This window comes from Paenibacillus luteus (genome assembly GCF_006542765.1).
In the GTDB taxonomy this organism is placed as follows: Bacteria; Bacillota; Bacilli; order Paenibacillales; family Paenibacillaceae; genus Pristimantibacillus; species Pristimantibacillus luteus.
This window is the reverse complement of the sequence record NZ_SKCD01000016.1, coordinates 54,516-81,065: the sequence shown is the minus strand read 5'-3', so window position 1 is coordinate 81,065 and position 26,550 is coordinate 54,516. Positions and strand designations below refer to the sequence as shown.

The following is a 26,550-nucleotide window of genomic DNA, read 5'->3' as shown; positions in this document are numbered from 1 at the left end:
GTAAAATAAGAAACGGGAGGAAGACAGGCAGCTGTCTTCTTCTCCGTTATCTTTGAAAGGGCGGTTACGTTATGGCATCACGAATACTGTATTCCTTGCTATCCATTGTTATTTTGTTATTAATCATGCCAATTGGAGCTGCAACTGCTGTAGATAAGCCCGTTTTTACAATAACGGCAAGCAACTATCTTCCAAAAGTCGGAGATGAGATTTCAGTCATCATTCATGCCGACCATTTACAAGATATGTTTGGATATGAAATTAATCTTGCATATTCTCCGGTGAAATGGCAATTCGTCAAGGCGTCCAGCTCGCTTGGTGATGGATTCGCTGTTCCTCCGATCGTCAAGGATAGCGTCATCACTTTTGCTTTTACGAAAGTAGGTTCGTCTACGAAGGGGGTTAGCGGTTCATCAGATCTGGCAACCTTGACATTCAAATCACTTGAAGCGGGAAGGTCCGAAATTGACCTCACGAGGATCAAGACTGTGGATAAAAACAAGACAGCTAGTGAAGTTGCGCTCACTGCACGGGCGTCTATTCTCGTATCCAATACAAACTCTATCGCTTTTAAAGATGTACCTGAAGGTCACTGGGCGAAGTCTTCTATCGAGAGAGCAGCAGCACTTGGTATCATTAGAGGTTATATAGATGGAACCTTTAAACCAAGTCGCAATGTCACACGCGCGGAATTCGTAACGATGCTGGCACGCGGCTTAAACGTGGCATCGGACTCTACGAGTTCAGAGCTACTCTTCAAAGATAGCGATAAGATCGGCAAATGGGCGATACCTTTTGTGTCGATAGCGGCTGCTGAGGGATGGATTAAGGGCTTTGACGACAATACGTTCCGGCCAAATCAGCCGATTACCCGAGCAGAAATGACGACAATTGCGGCACGCTTGTTGAAGCTGAATACGACGGAATCTGGAACGATTGCTTTTGACGATGCGGCAAGCATCCCATCTTGGGCGAGGCCATACGTCTGGGCAGCGGTTAATGCCGAGCTTGTCAATGGACGTGGCAAAAACTTATTCGTTCCTGCTGCTTATACAAGCCGGGCGGAGGCGGTAACGCTAGTCTTGAGAATCGTCGATTATTTAGCCAAGGGGTAAACAAATTGAAGGGACAACAAGGGGGGACAGATCGAATAAAACCTGATATATGCGGACTTGACCTGAAAATGCGCCCATGCGCAGCTAGGGTCTCCCTGATATAATGTTCATATAAGTGGTCTTTGACAGGCCGACTCATTCCCTGATCTGACGATAGAGGTTTTTCTCTCGCAGGCGGGGAATCTTTTGTTTACGGGACTAATTCTACTATTTTTGTTAAAGGAAGATCATCATGAAATCACGGATTCACTACTTATTGCAGTTGTTTCGCCAGCCAAGGATCAGAGGAAGGTTTTTTGCAGCCATGATCTTAGTATCGCTGCCTCCATTGTTCGTATTGGGTTACGTTTCCTTCAATATTGCAAAGGAAACTCTGATTGAAAATCATATGCAAACGAACAGAGGCTACTTGAAAACATCAAGCGAGGTGGCTGATCTTCTCCTACGCAACATTATCAATATGAATCGGATCATTTTAAGTAACGACGAGCTGCGCAAAGAACTGGTATTGAGTGGGGGGAGCAATGGTAACGATCAGTCGGTCATTGATATACGGACGGCAAACAAGCTGCAAAACATCGTTGTCTCTAATCTATTCGATACGCATTATATTGAATCCATCTGCATTTTTGACCGCAATTACCGATCCGTCTGCTACGGACGCTCCGAGCAAGCAGGGAGGTACGGAACGGATGACACCCGGAGGCAAATTCCTTTGACGGATTGGTACATCAAGACGCTATCTGCGAAAGGAAAAGAGGTCTTCTTTGGTTATAACGTACTGGAAGACAAGGTAGGCAGTTCCTTCTCGAGCGTAAAATTATTACGTGATCCCAATCAATTAACAGGAGGCCAGATTGGACTCCTTGTCATTAACATTAAGAAATCGATCTTCGAGCAGACTCTGAATGAAAGTGGGGAGAGTGGTTTTCTCGTGCTTGATACATCGATGATGAAGCCTAAGGTCGTCTACAATTACCGGCCTGAATTAACCGAAAACATTGGCCTAGATGGCAGTTACGAAGACTTGCTGGACAAGTTAAGGGAAGCCGGGTACATCTTCAGCGTCTACAATAATTCGACGAGCGGCTGGATATTCATCTATTTCGTCGAAACCCAATCGCTGCTCAAACAATCCGATCGGATCGGCGACATTACGCTGCTTCTTGCCGCTTTCATGGCAGGTATTGCACTGCTTGTCTCCTATTTTGTATCAGGCACTATTACAAAGCCATTGCTGCAGCTCAAAAAAATGATCGTCGATTGGGCGAAGGGAAATCAAGCGAACGAAGGGAAGGAAACATTCTCAGCCGATGAAGTGGGTGTGATAAGCCAGACCTTCAGGCGACTTGCGGTCGTTAATCAGCAGTTGAGCGAAAGCTTGCTGCAATCTCAGCTTAAGGAACGAGAGGCGGAGCTGCGTTCGCTCCAAGCACAAATCAAACCTCACTTTCTCTATAATACGCTGGATTCGATCTATTTCATGGCGCTTCTGGAGGAGAAGGAGGATATCGCGCAGATGGCGCTTTCGCTTTCTGAGAGCTTCAAACTCAGTTTAAATAAAGGGAGAGAGCTCATACCGGTGTTTAAAGAGATTCAGCATATCAGGCACTACATGATTATCCAAAATATGCGATACGATAACCGGTTTCAATACGAAGAGGTACTGGAAGAGGAAATCAACAGCTTTGAGATTATGAAGCTCCTGCTTCAGCCTTTGGTTGAAAACGCTATTTACCACGGCTTGGAGCCTAAGGTGGGTGAAGGGATGATTCGTCTAACCGGACGTAAGGATGGGGAGTTTCTTGTCTTTACCGTTGAGGATGACGGTGTAGGAATGGATGATTTGTTTAAGACGGAACAGGGATATGGCATGCAAAACGTGAAGGAAAGACTAAGTTTGTTCTACGGACCTACTAGTTCCTTTACGATCGATAGCAGGGTTGGAGAGGGAACCAAGGTGCAACTGCGATTTCCATTAAGACATTTTCCGAGGGAGGCATAGCTCATGCTGAAAGCCGTTTTATTCGATGACGAGTTCATTGTCCTGAAGGGCTTGATTAAATTGATCGATTGGTTGGAATGCGGGGTAGAGCTGGTAGGAACAGCTAAAGACGGCTTGTCAGCCCTAAGCATATTTAGGCAGCATCGGCCGGATATCGTCATAACGGATATACGCATGCCTGGTCTAGATGGACTGGAGCTGATAGAGAAAATCCGAACAGAGGCTCCTGATACCATGTGCATTGTCTTCAGCGGGTATAATGAATTCGATTATGTGAAGAAGGCGATTAATCTGGGGGTAATTGACTACTTGGAGAAGCCAATTACGTTGGAGAAAGTTAAGGATGGAATCCGCAAGGCAGTAGTGAGAATTCAGGAGCAATCGGAGATGTCCATGCTTAAACGTGAAAGCAAGCAGCAGCTTCTTATTCATAGCACGCTTCAGCTTCTCCTCCGCGGTGAAGAAGCAATTTGCGGCTGGGAAGAACAATTTGGACACGAGGCTTGCAAAGTGAAAGGTATAACTGTCCTGGCACTATCGGACGAGCACATGCATTTACCTAATGGGCCAGATTACCGGCTTGTACCTATTAAGAACGGAGGTGAGCATCTCGTCGTTGTTTTTCACTTCGATCTGCAATCCGCCTGTTGGACGGAGAGTTTGGAGAACTACACGCAGGCGACGATTGGGTCAGGCAACACCTATTCCTCAGTAAGCCTTGCTTCTATAAGCTACAAAGAAGCGCAAAGGGCGCTTCGGTATGGAACTTATCTAGAGGATAAGGGCTGGATTAAATTCGGGGAGCTTGGAGAAGCCGAGTCTATTAATCTGCATCTGACCAAAATCGAGGATGAAGTGCTATTCGATATGCGTATTGGTGACATAGAGGCTTTGATGCATAAATTGGATAACTATCTGGATGAATTCCGCAAGATGAAGCCCGATCCTGAAGTTGCCGGGATTGAGCTGATGAGAATGGTTTTTCACGCGCTCGAGGTCGCGAAGGAAACAGGACAGAGCTTGGCAGGGCTAAACCCTCCGGGGCACCTGCCCGAGCGCAAGCTCCTTGGCATGCAAACGTTAGAAGAGATGATGTTCTGGCTGCGTGAGGAAATAGAGCGAATCATGCATTGGATCATCGATGTTCGAACGAGATCCAAGCACGCGGCGGTTGAGAAGGCTGCTATTTACATGAATGCTCACTTGGGACGTGATCTGACTCAGCAGGAGGTTGCCGATCATGTTGGAATGAACGTGACCTACTTCAGCCTTTTGTTTAAAGAGGAAATGGGCGTTTCCTACATTAAGCATCTGACAAAAATTCGAATAGAAAAATCCAAGGCGATGTTAAACGAAGAGTTATCGATTCAGGATATCAGTGAGCGAGTAGGCTACTATCATGCTCGGCATTTCTCAGAGGTATTCAAAAAGCAGACTGGCCTGACGCCTGGTCAATTTCGTTCTATGGGGATAGGTACATGAAGGGTGAACTCTTATTTTTCGGTGGGCGCTTAGTCATTGTAATGATGTCACTCTGTGTCCTTTTTGGCTGTAGAGGGGCGGCTGCATCAGAAGTGGGAATGGTGAGTAGTTACACAACCACGCCAACGACGATTCTATATTTAAGCTCTAATAAAGAGAACGAGGGAAGCGCTCTCATCATCAGTGAGCTAGCGCAAGAATACGAAGAGAAGCACCCCGAAGTTAATTACAAATTCGAGAACGTTGCGGAGAGTGATTTAAACCAACGTGTACAGCTGCTAGCGGCAAGCAATGATCTGCCGACGATGTTTAGTTATCAATCAGGCAAACCGCTGCAGGATCTGATTCATAGTGATGCCGCGTTAAATGTAGAGGAGACATTCACTCAGCTTGGCCTTATGTCATACATGAATCCTGCCGCTACTGAATTGCTCAAGTCCTATGCGGACGGGGGGCTCTATGCAATCCCTCTGGAGTTTAATATCGAGGGTTTCTGGTATAACAAGAAGATCTTTAGAGAGTATGGACTGAGCGAACCGCAAACATGGGAAGATATGCTGGAGATCGCTTCCTTATTGCAAGAAAAGGGAATACAGCCTTTCTCTGTGGCGGGTAAGGACAAATGGCCAATTACGCGGTTGATCAATGCATACGCGATCCGTATGTATGGCACCGATATTATGGAGCGTGTCGATAAAGGGGAAATATCGCTGACGAGCCCTGGTTTTGTGGAAGCGGCCCGAACAGTTCAAAATATGGGATTAAGCGGGTATTTTGGACCACGGGTTAATACGATCGATATGGGTACGTCAGTTGATTTGTTTCTACAAGGAAAAGCGGCAATGTTCTATATGGGGAGCTGGCAGCTCCGGGCCTTTAACGACGAGGAACGCAATCAAATCGGATCGGACCAGATTGGATTTTTCAGCATCCCACTTGTTCGTGATGGGATCGGAACGCTGGATGAGTACCCAATTAATGCCGGGCTTACGACGTCGTTTTCCAAGTCAGCGTATACCCCAGAGGTCGGACAATGGATTAGATACGTATTTGAGCGATATGGGAATCGTGCGATGAACGAGCTTGGCATCGTGACAGGATTTAACGTTAGTACTACACCTGATGATCTACCTCTGTTAACGAAGCTGATTCAACAAAAAATTGGCGAAGTTACAAAAGGGGCACTGTGGTTCGAAGCCAGATTTGATACGAACGCACAACTGATGGCGTGGAACAATGCGCAACTGCTCATCACTAACGACGATTACGCTCCGCTTGATTATATGACAGCCCTGCAAAATGAATTAACTCATTCATGAGATGAACAAGGAAAAAGGACCTCACGAGGTCCTTTTTATTTGCAAGCAAATTGATTTACAAATTATATTTCCGAATCAAATACGTTGGCGTGCAGCTCCATGCATGGCAATAACTATTGATGATAGGATTACCATACGGAGAAAAGGATTTATGATTGGGGTCGTATAGTTCCCAGAACGTATCGGCCCCGTCCTTAATCATTTCACCCCAATAAGCTTTCATTTGATTGACAGCGACGGCGGTTTCACCAACAAGAATAAGAGCTTCAACGAGATGATGGTACAGGTAAGGAGTCGTTACTCTGACATCGGGATTCCTTTCCAATAAACGATTAAGCAGCTCTTTATTTTTTTGCGGCTCCCATACTTCGGCGAGTACCATCCAAATTTGGCTTGCCCATGAGACTTGAAGGTCCACGCCGCTTACGAAAAAGCCGGCATCCTGATCCCATAAATGTTTTCTAGCCGAAATTACAGTGTGATTAAGCTGCTGCTCTAGCATGTCGAGGGCATCACTGCTCACAATTTCGGCTATTTTTATCGCTCTTCTAAGAGCGTAAATTAGCACGCCTTGCGTTGGTGCCTGCTTGTTCAGTTCCTGATTCCAATCGATAAAGGAATACCATGAATTTGCATCGCGAATGAGATGGTTCTCATCCAAATGAGCTAAGGCAATCTCGATCTGCCTGAGAGCTAATGGCCATAGTTCTGTCAACGTTTGCAGGTCCTGTGTGGCTGCATAATAGTCATATAAGGTAGTGACAAAGAAAATGGAATAGTCAAGAAGATACGTATCATCGGCGATCAGATCAGCAAAGGTGAATACATTGGCTGTAATCTGTCCTTTATCATTAGGAACGGCGGCGAACAAATACAGGTTTCGTTTGACTAGATCGTAATTTTTGAAGGTCTCGTAGTTAGCCAAGGCTTGGAGGCGAAGATCCCCTAACCATAGACGGCGATCGCGCTTAGGGCCATCCTCGAACACGAGCTGCATGCAGTCCTGCAATGTTTTGATGCTAACCTCATCGATTTTCTTGATAAGCTCGTCTGGGTGCTCCAATGGCGTGACCTTGCTGATATCCGCGGAAGTAACGGTACGGCATGCGAACTTGTCGAAGGAGACACGATATTTCTGAGAAGCAGCGAGCACTTCGAACTTCACATAACGGAAACTGTAACGTCGAGGCAGGGATAAAACCCCTGGCAGTATATCGATGTGGAACACTTCTTCTTGGAGCCAGGAGCTGCTAATCCAGCCTTCATAGGAACCGAAGGGCTCTGCCATCTCTATTGGCATTTCGCCGAAGGTGATTTTAAGATGAAGCGGCGCATCCGGCGGACTTCCCACTGGGCTGATGTGGATGTGGTCCAAATATCCAACAAGATGTGTTCCAAAATCCAGAATAAATTGATCGCCTTTGCCAAAGCTTTTATCGCTGAGCCCTTCGGCGGGCTCCAAGATGTTCGCTCTCCATCCATGTACGACAGAAGCATCAGATACCACATCTATAAGATGGACCGGATGTGCTTCCGTACGGATTAGCTCCGGCTTTAACTGCTCCGCTTTTGCAATAAAATCTTCATTTCTAATAATGGTATGATCCTTAATTACTTGGATGTTCGCCACGTATAGTTCCCCTCTCAGAAAATGATCTCGCTATAACATGCAGGTAGGAGTGGTTTTTCTGTTTTCATGTTAGCACCAGCCCGATCCGAAAAGAAAGCGTATCTAAAATTCTGCAACTATAGCTGCAATTTAGCGCCTTATGTCATTGGTGTTGATGAAATACAATAGTGACATTCAGTTAACCCGTTTGGAGGAATAACACAATGAAGGCGCAGCACATGGATTCAAAGGCAAGTATTCCGGTATCAAGCTCTTTTCCTAAAAAGAGAAAAAGCAAATTCCTGAAAAAGCTTGTGAACCAGCGTTATTTGCAAGCAATGGCATTGCTTGGCGTAGGTTGGATGGTTATATTCAATTACATTCCTATTTATGGGATTATCATTGCGTTTAAAGAATTCAATATTGTTAAGCCGATCTCGGAGGCACCATGGGTCGGGATGGAGCATTTCAAAGCCTTTATGGAAGATGACAATTTGAAATATGTGATCAAGAACACATTGGGCATGAGTTTCCTCAAACTTGCGATTGGTTTTCCGCTTCCCATACTGTTCGCCTTATTTCTAAATGAAATTCGATCCATACGCTTCAAGCGATCCATTCAAACGATTTCATATTTACCTCACTTTTTGTCATGGGTCATCTTAGGCGGCATCATGACGACTTGGCTAGCCGACGTGGGAATTATCAACGATGTGCTCATATGGCTTCATATCATTAAGGAGCCTATCGTTTTTTTGGCCGAGCCTACATACTTTTGGGGCCTTGCCATCCTCTCGGATATTTGGAAGGAGCTGGGATGGTCGGCGATTATCTATTTGGCGGCTATTGCTGGGATTTCACCCGAACTGTATGAAGCGGCAACGATAGACGGAGCTGGAAGATTTCAAAAAATGTTTTATCTTACGCTGCCATCCATTAAAGGAACCATATCCATTCTGTTTATATTGGCAGTCAGTGGAGTTCTGAACTCGAACTTTGACCAAATCATGGTACTTAAAAATCAGCTTAACGAGTCTGCCAGCAATGTGATCGATGTGTATGTGTACCAAGTTGGCCTTCAACAAGCACGTTATTCCTATTCGACAGCCGTTGGCCTGATTAAATCCATTAATGCATTGATTTTGCTATTGACAGCAAATTTTGTATCCAAACGCTTGAACAATACATCTTTATTCTAGAGCAGGAGAGTGCGGTATGTTTTCATTAAAACGAAAAACCTATGGTGAACGTCTATTCGATTATATCAATATCTTGCTAATGCTCTTTGTTTGTTTTGCGACACTTTATCCGATCTGGTATGTACTGGTCAATTCCTTGAATGAGGGGACCGATGCGATGCGAGGGGGAATTTACTGGTGGCCAAGAATATTTAGCTTCGGCAACTATCATGCGGTATTCGATAACTCGGGTATTATGACGGCCATGGGAGTCACGATAGCCAAGACACTGCTCGGTACGATTACGCACGTATTATTTACCGCTATGGTTGCCTATGCCTTGTCTCAAAGAGACTTAATTGGCGGTCGAGTTTATCTGCTAATCGGCACGATGACCTTGTTTTTCAGCGGTGGGCTGATTCCTTCTTTTCTTTTGATCCGAGACTTGGGCCTCTTCGACAGTTTTTGGGTTTATATTATTCCAGCGATGTTTAGTTTCTTTAACTTAATCATATTCATGACTTTTTTTCGAGAAATTCCTGATGCCTTAGAAGAGGCGGCTAAGATTGATGGAGCGAACGATTTTGTCATCTTCATAAGAGTTGTTCTTCCAGTATCGATGCCAGTACTCGCCACCATTGCGTTGTTTCAAGGTGTGTTTCAATGGAACGATTACTTCGCAGGTATGATTTTTATTAACAACCCTGATTTGCAACCTATTCAAACCTACCTTTATCGCATCATTGCGCAATCCAGCTCCAATCAAATGGCAGCCGATGCAGGAATTGTGAACAAAACAGTCACTTCGCAATCTATAAAATTGGCTACGATGGTTATCACCACAATGCCCATCGTAGCAGCATATCCGTTTCTGCAAAAATACTTTGTGCAAGGCATGATGATTGGTTCGGTGAAAGGATAACGGTTACATTTCTTGTTTAACGACAAGATGGTAATATATAAATTACGAATGATAAGGGGATTGAAAGATGAGAAAAGCTCAAAAGTACTTATTCGTCGCATTTACTTTGCTGCTATGTTTCAGTATCGTTGCTTGTTCATCCAACAACAACAAGAACAACAGTAACAGCAATGATGCCGTCAATGGAAAGGTGGATCCTTCAAAGGCAGACCCGAATGAACCCGGTTGGAAAGGGAATACCGATCCAATTAAGTTTGACTGGTACATTAATTTCTCATGGTTCGGGGCTAAATGGGGCGAAGACCTGACAAGCCAATATATTACGAAGAAAACGGGAGTAAGCGTTAATTTCATCGTGCCTCCAGGCAATGAAAACGAAAAATTGAATACGATGATTGCTTCAGGCGATTTGCCTGACTTCATTACGATTGACGTGTCCAATGATGCAGTCAAGAAAATGATTGAAGGAGAGTTGGTGCTCCCGCTTAACCAGCTAGCTGATCAATATGATCCGTACTTCTACAACGTTGCTGATCCAGCCAAGATGGCATGGCTGAAGCATGATGACGGGAATCTATATGGTTATCCGAATGCGTCGTCTTCTTCTGAAGACTTCAAGAAATATGGCCAGAACTTCACTTCTGCCCAAACTTTCCTTGTCAAAAAAGACATGTATGAAGCAATCGGCAGCCCTGATATGAGAACGCAGGAAGGCTTCCTGAACGCGCTGAAAGCAGCAAAGGAGAAGTTTCCCGAGGTAAACGGACAACCGCTCATTCCACTGGGACTCCAAGAGTTTACTGATATCGGAAACAATGCATTGGGTGATCATCTTATGAACTTCTTGGCGCTGCCAAGAGAGAAAGACGGTAAAGTGTATGACCGTACGAGCGACCCTGATTACGTAACATGGCTTAAAACCTTCCGGAAAGCAAACGAATTGGGCCTTTTGTCCAAAGATATTTATATTGATAAACGCCCCCAAATGGAAGAAAAAATTGCACAAGGACGCTATTTTGCGATGCTTTACCAACGGACGGATATGTCAGCGCAAAATGCAACATTGTACCAGCAAGACCCGAATAGTGTGTATATTGCGGTAGACGGGCCGGCAAACCTTAATCTGGATCAGCCTACGCTCTCTGGTCCGGGCATCGGCGGTTGGACGCTAACGATGATTTCTAAAAAGGTAAAAGATAAAGAAAGAGCTATGCAATTCTTGTCTTACATGATCAGCGAAGAAGGACAAAAGGATGCTTCTTTAGGAGAGAAAGGAGTAACCTATGATTCGATTGACGGTAAAGACCAATTGAAGCCTGAAGTTGTGGAGCTAATGAATAAAGATGGTGCTGCTTCAGGGAAAAAATATGGCGTCAGCTATCAATATTGGATGCTGATGGACACGAATATGAGAATGCAATGGGATCCGCCGGCTGTAGAACCGGGGAAACAGGTTGAGGACTGGACGAAAGGGAAAACGGTAAGCTTCAGCCTTTATGATGGTATTAATCCGACAGGCACCTCCGAAGAGGGGATCATTGCAAATAAGGTTAACCAAGCGTGGGGCAAGGCTCTGCCCAAGCTGCTGTTTGCAAAAACGGACGTTGAATTTGATAAGATCTTTGCTGAGTACATCGATTTCCGAAAGGATGCCGGATACGTTAAAGTAGAAGCTTATCAAAATGCCCAAATGGAAAAAAACAAAGAAAAAATGAAAGAATTGAATCAATAAGTGTGATCAGGGAGTGCCGGAAACCGAAAGGTTTCCGGCTACTTCATGTTATGATAACGACTCGACGGACGGAAGGTGAATGAGAACCATGTGGCGGTTTTTTACCCTATTCGATAGGCTAAAACATGCATTTGATAGCCTATCCATTCAAATGAAGCTGATTGGAGCATATATCCTTATTATCCTTGTTCCAGTCATTATTCTCTCCAATTATTTATTTAACGAATTTTATGAAAATACGATTAAAGATATTATAAAAGAAAACCAATTTGTGATGGAAAGTGAAAAACAGGAGATTATGAACAAGATGGATATCATGGAAAGAACAGCTCAGCTAACGATATCCGATGACAAATTACTCGAATATGCAAGTGTGCAAAGAGAGCTGCCTTCCCCTGAATTAATGGAGTTCGAATCAACTTCTTATTCTTATCTTCAACGAGTGTTGTTCAATAACCCAGACATTGCTAATATCCATTTTTTTGTGAGAAATCAATTCCTCAATGAAATATGGCCTGTGATTTATAAAGAGGCGCGGGTAACGGAACGATCTTGGTACAAAGCTGCGTTAGAGGAACAGGAAGATGTGACTTGGGAAATATTAGTTGACGAAAAAGACGTGTTGGATCGCAGTCCTGTGGAAAGCAAACAGTCAAACTCCTATTTCTCTTTTATTAGGAAAATCAATTATCCTTCGAACCGCTATTTGGGGATTGTAAAAGTAGATATGAAAATCGAGGATTTTTTCAATAGAGCGTATACTAATGTTCCTGACCGGCCATCCTGGTTTTTTATTTTGGACAAGCAAGACCGCCTATACACCAACATGACGACTGCGATATCCGAATTTGAGCAAAGCAATAGGATCGCAAAGGTTAGAGCGCAACAAAAAGAAGGAGTCTCTTCCTTTTTATCCTCAAATGAAGAATCGGATTCTTTATATGTGATCGGGCATATCGACAAACTGAATGTTGATATTGTTAATGTCATTTCCTTGCAAGCGACCTATTCGAAGATTGATCATACGAGAAATACGGTCATACTGGTTGTCGTTGTTCTGCTTATTCTTCTGGCGATTACCACGTTCTTTATGCAGTCAATGGTTTTGAAGAAGCTTCATATTTTGCGCGACTCCATGAAAAAGGTGCGTAAAGGCGACTTCAATGTAGACATCCAGGTCAAAGGCGGGGATGAAGTCGGTGAGTTGGCCCATCATTTCAGACAAATGCTGAAGAAGATCAACGAGCTGATTGTGGAGGCAGTCGACCGGGGTGCTGCTACAAAAGAAGCGGAGCTACAGTCGTTACGCAACCAAATTGATGCCCATTTTTTGTATAACACACTGGAGAATTTGAAGATGCTCGCGGAGATCGAGAGTCAATATAGGATATCCGACGCCTTAACCTCGCTTGGAAGTATTATGCGCTACAACTTGAAATGGACGAATGACCGTGTTCAAATGAGGCACGAAATTAAACATATTGAGCATTATATCTCCATCATGAATATCCGTTATGACGGAAAACTGCAGCTTGAGATGGAAATACCGGATACGTATATGGATCATGAATTGTTGAAAATGTCGTTGCAGCCCATCGTCGAGAACGCGTTAAAGCACGGCATATATTTGGAACTTATGAAAAAAGGCATGCTCATCATACACATTCGTGCATTCGTTCTCGAAGAATCGTTTTATGTGGAAGTATCCGACAACGGGATCGGGATATCGGAGGATAAACTCCGTAAGCTTCATGAAAGACTGGTCACAGATGATGTGAAATTTACCGCGCAGATTCGAGAGGATAAGGCGATGGAACAGGGAAGCAGCGGCATTGGGCTTCGAAATGTACATCAACGGATTCAAATGTATTACGGATATGAAAATGGATTGCGTATCGTGAGCGAGCAGGGGAAATATACCAAAGTGATTATCAAGATGCCATTATGATGAACGGAGGAGAGGACGGTTTCATGAGAAAACTGCTTATTGTTGATGACGAAAAGAACATTCGAGTTGGTTTAAAAGCCATGATTGAACGAGAGTATAAGGACAGTTACGAGATTTTATTGGCAACCGATGGCTTTGAAGCGCTTCAAATGGTGCAAACGATGGAGATTGATATTATGCTAACCGATATCAGCATGCCGGAGATGGATGGAATTCAGTTAATTAAGCTGCTCGAGGAATGCCCAAAGAAACCTATTATCGTCATTGTTAGCGGTTATGACGATTTTTCATATGCAAAGGCAGCTATTCATTATGATGTGAAAGAATATTTATTGAAGCCCGTGTTACGGGAAGAACTTAGCGGTACGATTAAACGAATAGAAGAAGAGCTGCAGCGCAGGGAAGAAGTAACAGTAGCGTTAACTTCTTCGACGCAGCAATTGGAAGAATACAAGGAAAGCCAGCTGTTTTATTTTTCCACGAACCCTTTATTGGAATCGGAGGAAATAAGGGGAAAACTGTATCCACTTGGTCTTGATTGGCTTGACTCCGGCTATCGGATCATCATTATCAAATATACGGGAGATTTGCAGGCCCTAGGGACCAATGTATTCAAAGCGCAAGTGGACGGGTTATTGGAGAAAGCAAAGCCTTCACTGGGATTTCAAATGGCCCGTTTTTTCGATCGCAGCGGCCGCGCGGTCGTCCTGACAGAAGGCGAACTATCATTTAAGAGCCTGACGGATAGGATAACATTATCTGAATTAAATTATGTTCTAGCTGTGAGTAGCTTCCATTTAAGAATAGAAAGCCTTCATCCTGCCTATGAGGAAGCAACCCGCGCAATGAAATATACATTCCTTCGATCCACCCCAGGGATGGAGCTGTTTGAAGATATTAAGGAAAGAAATTGCGATTTTGACGTTCCGGTCAGCAAAATAAAAATCATCGCAAATATGCTGGGCGCAGGCCGAGAGAAAGAACTTATAAAGCTGCTGCATGAAGTATTGGATCTCAATGAAATTGTTAGCTTTGATATCCATTATCTCGAAGAGATTAGCAAAAATCTCAATGAATTTGTATTTGATTATGTCTTTCATCTTTATGGCAAAGAATCTGTTGATATCTTGAAACGTTATAAAGCGGTAGGGGATTTATATAATTTTGCCTATTTTCAAGATTACTATCGTGAAGTGGAAGGCCTTCTCATGTTGGTTAATGAGTATATCAAAACACTCAAATCGGCAAAAATTGATAATAAGGAAATAAAAGAAGCGCTGCAATATATTCATGAAAATTATAACAAAAACATTAGCATGACGATCATATCGAACATGGTTTCTTTTAATTACTATTATTTTAGTCAAGCATTTCGGGAGTATACGGGAGAAAACTTCGTAAATTACATAAAAAAATATCGGATTGGTAAAGCAAAGCAACTGCTCGAAACAACCAATGATAAAATTTATGAAATCGCTGCAAAAGTTGGCTTCGAAAATACTAAAAATTTTAATCGGGTGTTTAAGGACATCGAAGGGATTAGTCCTATGGAATACCGAAACCAGAAGAAAATATTAATGGGTAATTAGGTTAAAGGCATGAAATAATGAATATTAAACTTGAGCGTTTGAAGACTTGATAAGTATTTTTGTTTAATTCAAAAAAAGATCCAATGCCTCTTAAGGTATTGGATCTTTTGCATGAATCATATAATGTACGTTAGGAGTAAACATGTTCTTGCTATGCAGCCTGGTCCGTCGACTTAAATCAATTTTGAACTTTGAAGAAAACGTTCGATCAGAACTGCCGTCTCGGCACGGGTAATTATGCCTTTCGGAGCAAGAAGAATAGGAGTTCTTCCCGAAATAATGCCAGACTCCAAACAGTCAGCAATACTGCTTATTGCCCAAGCAGAAATCTCATTCAGATCAACAAACGGCTGAAGCGTATCGTTGGAAGTTCCAGTCGAAGCTTCGGATTTCAGCCCTGTTAAGGTCATTGCCTTACGAATCATCAGCATCGCTTGTTCACGAGTCATTTGGTCACCCGGTCGGAAGGAGCCGTCTGTAAACCCGTTAATCAATTTATACTCATAAGCCGTTTGAACGGTGCTGCTAAACCAATCGGATACGTCCACATCCGTAAAGGTGGTTTCTCCACTTGATGGCTTCATTCCCAGTGCTCGTACCATCAGTGCCACAAACTCCGCGCGTGTGATGTTATGATTCGGGTTATACCTACTGCTGCCTTCTCCATTAATAATCATTCGGGCACCCATATTGTTTACGGATTCTTTTGCCCAGTGATTCTCCACATCAACAAACTCGATTGGCTTCGAAACTAGAGCGTAGGTACTATTGGTTAAGCTATTCATGATAGCAACGTGCTTTCCGTTCATGGAGACGATCTTAGTCGGGATATGACTAACCGTACCGTTCGTTTCAATAACGACCCCTGTTGAAATTTGGCTTGGATCAGTCTTTTCAGGAATGTTGATTGATCGTTCCACAAATTGGTTAAATTTTGTGATTTCCTCTGTATGCTCTCCGTACGAAGCGAACACATGGAAATCGAGTGGAGGAACAAGCAGCTTAAATGCACCGTCTATTGCTGCTTGTTCAACAACATGAATCATGTCCGTTGAAGGAACAGCGATCTCTAGCCTCACCTTAACGTCTTGCGGTGATGTATCTCTGCTGAATCGAGCTAGAACATCGTCAATACGGATATGCGTTGTTGGCAGGGTCAATGCAGCAAGCGGGGTTCTAATTTCTAAAATGACCTGCTTTTCTTCCATCCGTTTAAGGAGCTGTGCACTTAGCTGACCTGCAATGACAACACTGTCAGATATAACGGGTATCGAGACAGTAATGCCTTTTTCTCCGGCCTTAAGTCTTTCAGAAAGAACTTCTTCATTTAAAACGATTGTCGTTATTTGTTTTCCGTTGATATTTTCAGTCGTCGCAATTCCTGCGTTAATCGTGTTTCCATTAACGAGGATAGTTGCAGCTTTCATCTGAGCATTTGTGTTGGGCAGTGAGGAATTTCCAGGCACTTCTGGCGTTATTCCGCTAACGTCCAAACCGAGACTCGTGTCGGTTGCACCGACCATATAATCAGCCGTAAGAGCTATGCCATTTTGTTTGATTCCATTTTCATAATGAAAGAGTTGAGCTAATTGCTTCTTTGCTGTGTCATTGAGAAAAATTGTAATCTTATCGTATGCAATACTCACGTCTTCAAGCATGGAGGAGTCAAGAATAAGAGTGCTATCCGTTCCTTGTATCGCAATTTTGCTCCAATTTAGTTCAGTTGCATCGTAATTTTTTCCAGAAAGCTTCAATGCTCCTGCTGCACCATCATAAGAAGCATTACTGGTGACGGGAATACGTTCCATGTAGTATAGTTTAAAGCCAGACTTTTTTGCTTCTCCTTTCTGAACGCCTTCCCCTAAACCATTAATGATATGATTTGTTCCACCGTTAGCTCCCAAAGAAACAATAGCAGCATGTTTCACTGCTGAACCATCGGGTACCTCGATCGCATTTTCAACTTCAACCCATTCCGGATTCTTTACGAATACATCATATACTCCTAGAGCTACCGCATAATGTGATTTGACATGGTCAGAGACCTTATAGGATGCATATCCTTTTACTGTGCCTTCATGGCTCATATAATCGAATTGAGATGGCGGATCATAAGGGATTTCGCTTTGATAGAAATAAGTTTTTCCATTCTCGCCGTTCCACAGAGTCTGGTATTCCTGAAAGTGTTCTACAAACAGCCCGTAGATCGTCACGTCGTCCCCGTTCACAATGACGCCATTTTTTGCAACATTTTTTGTCCACCCCGTGCTGCCTGAATTCAACCCATGATCGGCACGCCACAGCCAGAAGTGGTCGCCGATTACGTCACTGCTGTTGATTTCAACGGAAACCTCCGCTTTGCCGTCAACGGCTCCTCCAATACGAGTAAATACATCCGCCAATAGCGTTGGATTTGCGCTGTGGTCTGCTGATGCATCTTCTGGCCCAACTTGAAGCAAATGCTCGGAGCCGGCTTCGCCTGCATCGATTAATATTCCTGCCACGGTAACGCCATCTACATCGGCAATCTGTAGGGCATCGTTTCCACTTGTAGGGACGATTGTCGCCATCCCTATTCCCAAAACAACCGTATTAGCTTTGTTTACTTTCAACGGTTTATCGATCTTGTATATCCCAGGCGTTAGAAGCAAGTGTTTGCCTTGAGATAACGCTGCGTTAATCGTATCTGCTGTATCGATGTCTGCTCTTAACACATGAAAATCATCGATGGATATCGATGTACCAACGCCTGGATTGCCTTCTGACCAAGATACGCCAGTTGAATTTTGCCGGATGCCTGGGACGAAAACTTCGTACTCACCGCTGCTGCTGTTCATGTAGAGGAAAGGCTTTTCTCTTACGATCGGCGTTTGTTCTTCAACGGTATAAGACGCATAAGAAGTTGTATGCCAGTCAGTTGATTCGGTAGGAGCATTTTCTACGCCTACAAAAAGCATATTCCAAACCCCTCCGAACCAGCTCTCGGTCATCGTATTGTTTCGAAGGAAATATTGCTGCTGGGAAAAAGAGCCCGTCTGGCCAGTAATAAAGCTGTCTGCCAAAAATCCGCCGCTAGCATACTTTTGGTTATCATCAAATTGCAATTTCCCGTTCACATAAAGCCTTCTAGCGGGCGCTGCCTGTGATGCCGCCCACATCACTTCGTTGGCAGGGTCCCCAGCATTAATTCCGATGTTCTCGAGGGAACGCCAAAAATTCGTCAATGAGTTATATTCCGAAGCAGCTACTTGAATCTTCGGAACAATGGTCTCAAGAGGGGTAGCGCCTAGACCATAAACAGACGTATAATATCCGACATCGATGGGATCGATGTTGTAGTTCCCCGGCTTAAATAAGTAAGCATATCGATCGGTGCTAAATTCAGCCAGAGCCATCGGTTTCATCTTCTTGGCTGTTTCGGCTGTCATGCGATTGATGATTGCATGATCGTCTGTCTGGCTATAGATGGTCATCGAATTTCCAAAAAGTTCCCCTTCCAACGAGACATCTTCGGAAAAATCCGATCTATCGCCATTTTCTTTGACAAAGCGAACCTTGTAATAGTAACGATATTTTTCCCCGGCAACAGAATCCGTAAAAGCTGAGGTCTCTGAATTCCCTAATAGCGTATAATGGCTATATTTTCCTGTCGCTCGATAAATCTCATAGCCGGAAGCATTCTCTGCTTCTGACCATGAAAGTGTAATGATGTCATCGGCTTCGTTAATGATCAAGTCGCCCACAGCCAGTTTGGTTTTCATCGTCAGTACGTCACTAAACTCCGATTCGCCTATATGGTTGACTGCTTTGATTTTGTAGTAATAGGTTACGTCTTGAATTAATTCATGATCTGTGAAATGGGTGGCATCCATAGTCGAACCTATTTTCAAATATTCACCGTTCTCTTCGTCCGATCGGTATATATCAAAACTGGAGTAATTATTGTTTTGAGCCGACCATTTGAACGATAGGGAATGTTCTTGACTATCTGCCGTTGTTAAATGAATTGGTTTATCGGGCACTATATTAAAATTCTCCTTATACAAAAGTATTTCCGAAACAGACCATGGTGTTGCACCGGGCTCTTGATCAGCCCCGATCGTCAAGGCTTGAAGCCATATGCTGCGCGCGGTTATAGATTCTTCTAGTTCAATCGTAATTGTATCGCCTGAAATGCTATAGTCTGTATACTCACCGATCGTAGTCTTAGATTGAGGAACATCAGGAGGGGAAGACAACGCCGTATTGGCATATTCCAGCCTAAATCTATAAGGCATTTCTCCATTATTAGTTGATTTTAGTTGTATTTTCTTAAAGGTTACCTCCTGATCAAGACCAATCATAACTAGGTCTCCGTGTGTATACACTTGTCCTGTCGTAAGTGAGGAATGGTTGCCTTCAGATTGTAAATTCCCATTGACCAGCTTTTTAGCTATATTTTCGTTCCAATCAAAATACCAGCTACCCCAGACGAAATCTCCGTAATAGACATCCCCAGTAACGGTATTGATCTCTTCGTATTGCGTCTCAGCCGAAACGGTTGTTAGCCTGCCGATGCTTGTCAGTATTGATAAGCACATGCAAAACACTAACGTTAATGCTAATCCCTTTTTCAAAACAAATTCCCCCTTCACACTAGCATTCAATAAAATGTTGTCTTGCCAATCGACTGCAGGATACGGAATTGGGCTGCTGAAATTTAAGAAATAGACCTATCACTCCCTTCTAGTTCAGCAGAGAGCTGAACATTAGAAAATTTGCAAAAGCACATGCAGAAGACTTTACCTTTTTTATTGTATCCGCTTTCAAATTGTTGATATAGGTACTATATTTAAGGTGTAGTGTTGTTTTTTAAGAACGGTTTGTTATACCTGCTAGCATCTTGATCGTGACTATAGATGGTATGTTAAATATGCAAGATTAATTGCACTAGGCACTAGGATTTACCGTTTAAATATATTACAATATTTGGTGATGATTGATTAAGCAAATATGAATAGATAGGGAGTGTCAGTAATCGATGAAAAATTTAGGTAATTGGAAAACGCACACAAAAAAATGGTCGGTCGCCTTGCTAGCAAGTGCTTTTTTGCTATCCCCAGCGGGATTGCCTGTGTCAAAGGTAGAAGCAGCTGCAAGCCAAGCTGTTGATTCCGCTCAAAGTACGGTGAACAAACAGGTAGCTGCAAAATATCGGATTGTCACATTGGGAGATTCGATTACAGTAGGTTATGAGCCTAATTTGAAAGCGTTACCTTACGGCTATGTGGAGCGTCTAAATGAGCAAGGACTTCTTCATGGACGTACAACGGTCAACAACTATGGCATTTCCGGACTGAAGACGGGAGGATTAAAATCTTTTGTCGAGGCTATTCAGTCAGGCACAAAGGTGGACGCGGAGGCGATACAGCCTAATCTAATTGATCCTAATGCGGCAAAACTCGGAGCAAATACGGAGCAAATTCGTGGGAGTATTGCAGATTCTAACCTAATTGTTCTAACTATTGGCGGAAATGATGTCTCCCAATTGCTTATTGCCGGTTCAACTTTAAATGATCAACAACTTGCAGAAAGCGTATCGGCTTTATTGACTGCCTACGGTGAAAATGTAAACCAAGCCATTCAAAATTTATATAAAATAAACCCTAATGCTGAAATTATTATTGCAGATCAGTATCAGCCTCTGCCGGCAATAGCTGACGCAGCTTTGTACCCTAAGCTGGTAGAGGTGTCGAAAGCTTTTACGGCTACTGTAGATAAGCTTGCCAGTGCGCTTGCTGCTCAAGGTGTGAAAATTAAAGTTGCACATGTGGCCTCCGAGTTCATTGGCAAGGAAGCTCAACTAACACATATGATTGCAGATCGGGATTTTCATCCAAATCAGTCCGGTTATGAAATCATTGCAAAGGTAATTTCCGAAACGATCTGGGGTTCACATACAGCGTTATCCGCAGCCAGCGGCCAAACGATTAATGTGATTGTCAATGGTGCGAAATTAAATACGCCATATCAGCCAGTACTTAAAGAAAACAGAAGCTTTATCTCTATTCAAGATATTGTCCAGGCATTTGGAGCTGTTACCGTATGGGATTCAAAGTCCAAAACAGCAGCTATTACTTACGGTGAGCACAGTCTAACGGTTCAAATCGGCGCTTCCGAAATTTATTTAGACGGGGTAGCGATAAGCCTGGATACGCCTGCTTTCTTGAATAAAGTAGGCAAAGAACATAAGACGTATGTTCCGCTTGCGGCAATAGCAGAGGGATTTGGATTGGATGTCCACTATTTGGAGAAGCTTAGAACGGTATTCGTCAATTCTTAAGCTTGAAAATATGTAATAAAATGTTCGAAACCACATGCGAGTGTAGCAACTCCATGTGGTTTTTCTTTTCTCAGTTAATCGCAAACAAACCGAACGTTTAAAAAGTTCTGGCATTACAGAAATCTAAATATATCCACTTAAAACGGACCAATGTTATGCGTTCTTATGTAATAGCTAAGAGCACAACCAACTATTAATACAGGTAAAATAAACAGAAGATAATATTTTTTTTGTATCCCCATAACCCGTAACAATTTTAAGTTCGTAAAAATCGTTAGAGGAACTAGAACAATACTTATCGTTCCTGCTATAATCAACCCCACAATAATTCCGGACCATTCTTCTCCTACCATATCTGAACAACCATTGATTAAGCAATTAACGGAATAAAAGGTAATTGCCCACCATAAGAAAGCATACATCGAAATAAAACCAAAAATAAAATTAATGAGGAAACTTATTAGCATATAAATCTTATTCATTTACAACTCACCCGCCTTTTTGAATTCATTCAAAATCATAGACGGTGGGAACAAGGAATAAGTTTCCATTTTATTGCTATATGATGTATGAGCGTAGTCTCTAAACAGTGAATTTTTTAGTAATAGAGAAGATTCACTCTGCTTGTCGAAATGTGTATTTTTACTTTAATAGTTAATGTTAGAATAAGATGAACCATAGAGTTGTTCATTTTTTAGTAGTTTGAAAGGTCAATGGAGGATTGGGAAAGTTGCCGTATACAGAGGGAATTAAGCTAAAGGAATGGCTAAAAGGGACTCCGATAGAAGTTCTGACCTTTTTAAATATAGCTATATCCATTACGGAACAGGTTCATACGGCACATAAGCGTGGGACTGTATTAGGTGATTTAAATCCAGCTCATATTGTGATCGATTCGGAAACCCATTTGGCTGTAATCGAAGGTCAGTATGAAACGGATTACGTCTATCTATCACCAGAACAAACGGGAAGACTTAACCGCTCGCCTGATGAGCGAAGCGATTTATATGTGCTGGGCATGATTTATTACGAATTGCTTGCTGGAAAAGTACCGTTTCAAGCTGAGAGTACGGAAGAGTGGATACATGCTCATCTAGCAATTGTTCCAACAGCGCTGAGAGAGTTGCGTCCGGAGCTCTCCGAATCACTGGAAGCTATCATTATGAAGCTGCTGTCGAAGTCGCCAGAAGAGCGTTATCAAAGCACTTATGGGCTGCTAATGGATTTGAAGAGATGTATTTCTTCATTGCTAGATGACGGTCATATCGTATCTTTTGACATTTCACATGCAGATGAGGCAAGCCGTTTTCGCCTGCCGCGGACACTCTTTGGGCGTGAGATGGAAGAAGAGAAGCTTCGTGAGGTTTACGAACGGGTTCGTTCTGGCGAATCTGCGTTTGTGCTCGTTAGCGGCCAGGCGGGGAATGGTAAAACTGCACTCATCCAACAATTTCAAGTGCAAGTTACAAAGGAAGGTGCTCAGTTCATTGCGGGGAAATGTGAATTGATGAATCGCGATATTCCGTTTTCGCCAATTCTTCAGGCACTTCGAAGGTTGATTAAACAAACGTTGAGCGAAGCACCAGAGAGAGTAGACATGGTGAAGACTAGATTAGCGAAAGTATTAGGGCAAGGAGCCGGTGTTATTGCAGCACTCCTGCCAGAGGCAGAAACGCTTCTTGGTGTAATTCCTACTTTAGAAATACTTCCACCTGCTGAAGCAACTATTCGACTCCGCCGCCTACTTCCTATTTTTATAAAAGCATTTGTAGACAAGGCACATCCGCTTGTTCTATTTCTAGATGATCTCCAATGGGCGGATCCCGCTACCGTGGAGGTTCTCCGTACTGTTGAACATGATAAGCTGCTGCACGGTTTACTCATCATAGGCGCTTTTCGTGAGGAAGCTATGGCAGAAGAGAAAAGCAACGGAGAGCCTCATACTGCTGCAGCATTTTGGATGGAACACTCCCTTTCCTTAAAAATGGATGATACTCCGATGGCGTTCCATCATATCGCGATATCCCCACTAACCTATATTGATGTGAGACTATTTGTATCGCAAATTGTTAATGAAAACTCGGCTAGGGTTCGATTGCTTGCGGAGTCGCTTTACCATCGAACAGGTGGGAATCCCTTGTATTTACACCATCTATTAGACAGCCAATATAGGGAGCAAAAGCTCTATTTCGATGAGGAAGCATCGATGTGGGCTTGGGAAGCAGCCATAGTGACACAGATGCCTGAAGACCCCGATATTCTTGATTTGATAAACGACCGTATTCGGAAGCTGCGAGCAGAGACGATTGAGCTGCTTGCCATTGCAGCGGCTATCGGTCATCGCTTCCGTCCTTCAATGATTGCTCTAGTAAGCGATTGCGACGTGGCCCATACAAGAAAGCTATTACACTCCGTAGAGGCTGAAGGCTTACTTTATCGAGAGTATGACGCTTATGGGACGGATGACGGTTATTATACTTTTTTACACGACAGGGTACAGCAGGCTGCTTATATGTCCGTTCCCGAATCAGCGAAAGCGGGCCTGCATCTAAAGATTGGACGAGTGCTGCGCTCCCACAGTCAGACGGAAGAAACGATTTTTGATATGGTTTATCATCTGAATTTGGGCTGCGAAGAGATGGTGGAGGAGGCGGAGAGAAGCGAGCTGGCCGAATACAATCTTCAGGCAGGTCTGAAATCGAAGGCTGCGACCGCGTTTACGGCTGCTCTGCACTATTTAAATATGGGATTGCACCTAGTTCAGGATGACGGAGAAGGTACGCATTCACTTGCCTATCGTTTGATGCTGGAGATGCCCGAATGTGAATATATGTGCGGACGCGCGGATGCCGCGGAAGAACTGCTCAAACGGTTGATGCTGCGTACAACGGATGTGGTTGAACGCTCTCATATTTATATGATTTGGATTGGGATGAATAGTTATTTGAAGAGAGACGTTATAGCCGTAAATATCGGTCGGCGGGCACTGGAGGAATTCGGGTGGAGACTGCCTCTTAAGCCTTCTAAAGCAGAGATTGCCAAGGAATTAATGCTGGTGCAAATTGCGTTGTACAACAAGCGTAAGGCGCTTGCGCAATTACCCATAAATCGTGACCCTCATTATAAAGCATTGTCTGATCTCGTAATGGCCATATCCACGTCAGTATTTACGTTGAGCTTGGAATTGACTGCCGTATTATTCTCAAGATTCATTCGGTATGGACTGAAGCATGGAAATAACGAAGCATTTGCGTATTTACTCGCTGGATACGGTTTGGTCATTCTTAGAAATAAAATCTCTCTATCCTATACCGGGCTTTATTATATTGATACGGCTATTCTTCTTTCTACTTCTTTTGAAAGCAATGACTTGCAATGCCGACTGAACTACATCAGGGGGCTTGCAAGACTTCAACAGAATCCAGAAGAAGGCGTCGAGCATTTTGAGAAATCGATGCGCTATGGGATGGAATCTGCCAATTTGACTTATGTGAGTATTGCTATGTTGACGAGTACAACCACGCATATCGGTGATTTGTATGCGTTGTCTGAACGTATTTCAGATTTTGAAGAAACTTCGCAGATGCTTGTAGATGAGGTAACGCACAGCATATTCCGAATTGCAAGATGGTATGTGGCGAGAATGCAGGGTGAGGACAAGGAAAGTGATGAAGTTGCTTTACCTTTACAGAGCGTGCGCTCAGAGGAGACGCTGAATCATGAAGTCTATTACATCTGTACCTGCCAAATTGAAATTGCTTATTTGGAGGGACGGTATCGTGAAGCGCTTGACTGGGTTGAGAAAGGCCGTTTTAACACGTTTAGGCAGACACGGATGCAAGTTCGCAAGCAGCATATTTATCACTCGTTGACCCTTGCTGCTATGTATGTGGATTCGTCGAAAGGGGAGCGTAAGGGTATTCGTCTTAAGCTTAGCAAACAATTGTATGCTATGAAGAAATGGACCGGCTATTTCGGACAGGAGTCTTCGGCTTATTTGCTTATCAGAGCTGAGCTAATGCGAATCGATGGAAATATAGTAGCTGCAACAAAAGGATATGAGGATGCGATTCGTTCTGCACGATTAGAGAGCCAACCATTAATGGAGGGGATCGCATTAGAACGGGCTTCGATTTTCTATAGAGAAGCAGGCAGTACGATCGGAGCAGATACGCTTATCGCGGATGCATGCGCTGCCTATATAAAATGGGGGGCTGTTGCCAAGGCAAGGAAACTGAGAGAGACATACCACGAGCTGCGATCAGCATCCTTTGTATCACAAGCACTAGATAGGACGATTGTGGAAGAGGTTGAAGCGATTGAAATGGATCGGAAAATAATGCCCGCAATCGCGGACGAGAGGACGCTCTTACACCAAATTACCGAATGGTCCCGTACGAATTTCAACCAAACGGTACTAAACCGTTTCCTTGAAACCGCACTTCGCTATTCGGGCGCAGAAAAGGGATATGTACTGAACAGCGATGAAGAGCGCTTTTCCATTATGGATCAGTCTGGTGAAGTGAGAACTGCTGTAGACACAATAGAATATGCAGAGGCTATTGCTCGTTATGTGATCCAAACAGGCGAATCGGTTATGCTTGCTGATGCCTCGCGCAGCTCCTATGCCGCAGATCCTTATATTCGTCGAAATGAGTCGAAATCTGTACTATGTATGCCAATTCTTGTTCCGGGTAAACCATTGCTTTCCCTCCTTTATCTGGAAAACAACTTCATCACCGGAGTGTTTACCAAGGATGTACGGGATATGCTGGATCTGATGATCACTCGGATGTTATATCTAAAATCGTTAGAGGAATCGAAGGTACAGATAAGTGCAGCAAGTGATGCAGAGCTTCATTTTGCAGCTATTCCGGCCGAGGATCAAATACAGCTGCCTGAGCATTTGACGAAACGTGAAACAGAGATCCTGTACGCGCTGACGGACGGTTTGTCCAATAAGGAAATCGCCTATCGTTTTGGCTTAACAGAAGGAACAGTTAAAAGTTATCTATTTCGTGTATATGGAAAATTAGGAGTGAAGCGTCGTGCTCAAGCGATTACGCGAGCAAGAGAACTTCTTTTATTAGATTAAACGTATTGAATAGTTCGACAAATAAGCCACTATTAACGCCATAAGACGCGTAAATAGTGGTTTTTTCTACTTTATTTGCGCAATGCTAACTTTAGTGAGTATACCTTTTTAGACTTCATGGCTATGATTAAGTCTTTGAGCAGTACAATGACTAAATCATGAAGCGGGAGTGAAAGAATTTTATGGTACAAACATTATTAACAATCAGGAAAAGGAGAAAGACTAGCTTAATTG

The 26,550-nt window shown here is 43.3% G+C and carries 14 protein-coding genes; 11 read left to right on the top strand and 3 right to left on the bottom strand.

Annotation, left to right across the window (positions count from 1 at the left end; all coding sequences use genetic code 11):
• Positions 1-71 precede the first annotated feature (71 nt).
• From E0496_RS13910 to E0496_RS13895, 4 genes are all read left to right on the top strand, one after another.
• The gene (locus tag E0496_RS13910) at positions 72-1,115 is read left to right on the top strand and encodes an S-layer homology domain-containing protein (protein WP_141502359.1); all 1,044 of its coding nucleotides are present in this window, start codon (positions 72-74) and stop codon (positions 1,113-1,115) included.
• A 232-nt stretch (positions 1,116-1,347) separates the two neighbouring features.
• Entirely contained in the window at positions 1,348-3,120 is a 1,773-nt protein-coding gene (locus tag E0496_RS13905; RefSeq protein ID WP_141502358.1) for a sensor histidine kinase, read from the top strand.
• Between the two features lie 3 nt (positions 3,121-3,123).
• Positions 3,124-4,602, top strand: a complete 1,479-nt coding sequence (locus E0496_RS13900; protein WP_141502356.1) for a response regulator transcription factor — start codon at positions 3,124-3,126, stop codon at positions 4,600-4,602.
• A gap of 98 nt (positions 4,603-4,700) precedes the next feature.
• Entirely contained in the window at positions 4,701-5,921 is a 1,221-nt protein-coding gene (locus E0496_RS13895; protein ID WP_206669772.1) for an ABC transporter substrate-binding protein, read from the top strand.
• Positions 5,922-5,976: 55 nt separating this feature from the next.
• Here the strand turns inward: E0496_RS13895 and E0496_RS13890 are convergent, their stop codons facing one another.
• Positions 5,977-7,551: an alpha-L-rhamnosidase-related protein gene (locus tag E0496_RS13890; RefSeq protein ID WP_241674804.1), complete on the bottom strand. Its 1,575-nt coding sequence runs from the start codon at positions 7,549-7,551 to the stop codon at positions 5,977-5,979.
• Between the two features lie 203 nt (positions 7,552-7,754).
• On the opposite strand from E0496_RS13890, the gene E0496_RS13885 reads away from it, so the two are divergent.
• From E0496_RS13885 to E0496_RS13865, 5 genes are all read left to right on the top strand, one after another.
• A complete protein-coding gene (locus E0496_RS13885; protein WP_421923867.1) occupies positions 7,755-8,729 on the top strand; it encodes an ABC transporter permease in 975 nt (324 codons plus the stop codon).
• 16 nt (positions 8,730-8,745) lie between these two features.
• The gene (locus E0496_RS13880) at positions 8,746-9,630 is read left to right on the top strand and encodes a carbohydrate ABC transporter permease (RefSeq protein ID WP_141502353.1); all 885 of its coding nucleotides are present in this window, start codon (positions 8,746-8,748) and stop codon (positions 9,628-9,630) included.
• Between the two features lie 67 nt (positions 9,631-9,697).
• On the top strand, positions 9,698-11,362 hold the full coding sequence (locus E0496_RS13875) for an extracellular solute-binding protein (protein ID WP_141502351.1): 1,665 nt from the start codon (positions 9,698-9,700) through the stop codon (positions 11,360-11,362).
• 79 nt (positions 11,363-11,441) lie between these two features.
• On the top strand, positions 11,442-13,310 hold the full coding sequence (locus tag E0496_RS13870; protein ID WP_241674803.1) for a sensor histidine kinase: 1,869 nt from the start codon (positions 11,442-11,444) through the stop codon (positions 13,308-13,310).
• 23 nt (positions 13,311-13,333) lie between these two features.
• Entirely contained in the window at positions 13,334-14,899 is a 1,566-nt protein-coding gene (locus E0496_RS13865; RefSeq protein ID WP_161601417.1) for a response regulator, read from the top strand.
• A gap of 173 nt (positions 14,900-15,072) precedes the next feature.
• Here the strand turns inward: E0496_RS13865 and E0496_RS13860 are convergent, their stop codons facing one another.
• Complete coding sequence (locus E0496_RS13860; protein WP_141502347.1) at positions 15,073-19,515, bottom strand: S-layer homology domain-containing protein; 4,443 nt, start codon at positions 19,513-19,515, stop codon at positions 15,073-15,075.
• Between the two features lie 404 nt (positions 19,516-19,919).
• Here E0496_RS13860 and E0496_RS13855 point away from each other — a divergent pair, with 404 nt between their 5' ends.
• On the top strand, positions 19,920-21,221 hold the full coding sequence (locus tag E0496_RS13855; RefSeq protein WP_141502346.1) for an SGNH/GDSL hydrolase family protein: 1,302 nt from the start codon (positions 19,920-19,922) through the stop codon (positions 21,219-21,221).
• A 137-nt stretch (positions 21,222-21,358) separates the two neighbouring features.
• On the opposite strand, the gene E0496_RS13850 is transcribed toward E0496_RS13855, so the two are convergent.
• Positions 21,359-21,703 carry a hypothetical protein gene (locus E0496_RS13850; RefSeq protein WP_141502344.1) on the bottom strand — a complete coding sequence of 115 codons (345 nt, stop codon included), beginning with the start codon at positions 21,701-21,703 and terminating at the stop codon, positions 21,359-21,361.
• A 248-nt stretch (positions 21,704-21,951) separates the two neighbouring features.
• Here E0496_RS13850 and E0496_RS13845 point away from each other — a divergent pair, with 248 nt between their 5' ends.
• Positions 21,952-26,316 carry an AAA family ATPase gene (locus tag E0496_RS13845; RefSeq protein ID WP_161601416.1) on the top strand — a complete coding sequence of 1,455 codons (4,365 nt, stop codon included), beginning with the start codon at positions 21,952-21,954 and terminating at the stop codon, positions 26,314-26,316.
• Positions 26,317-26,550 lie beyond the last annotated feature (234 nt).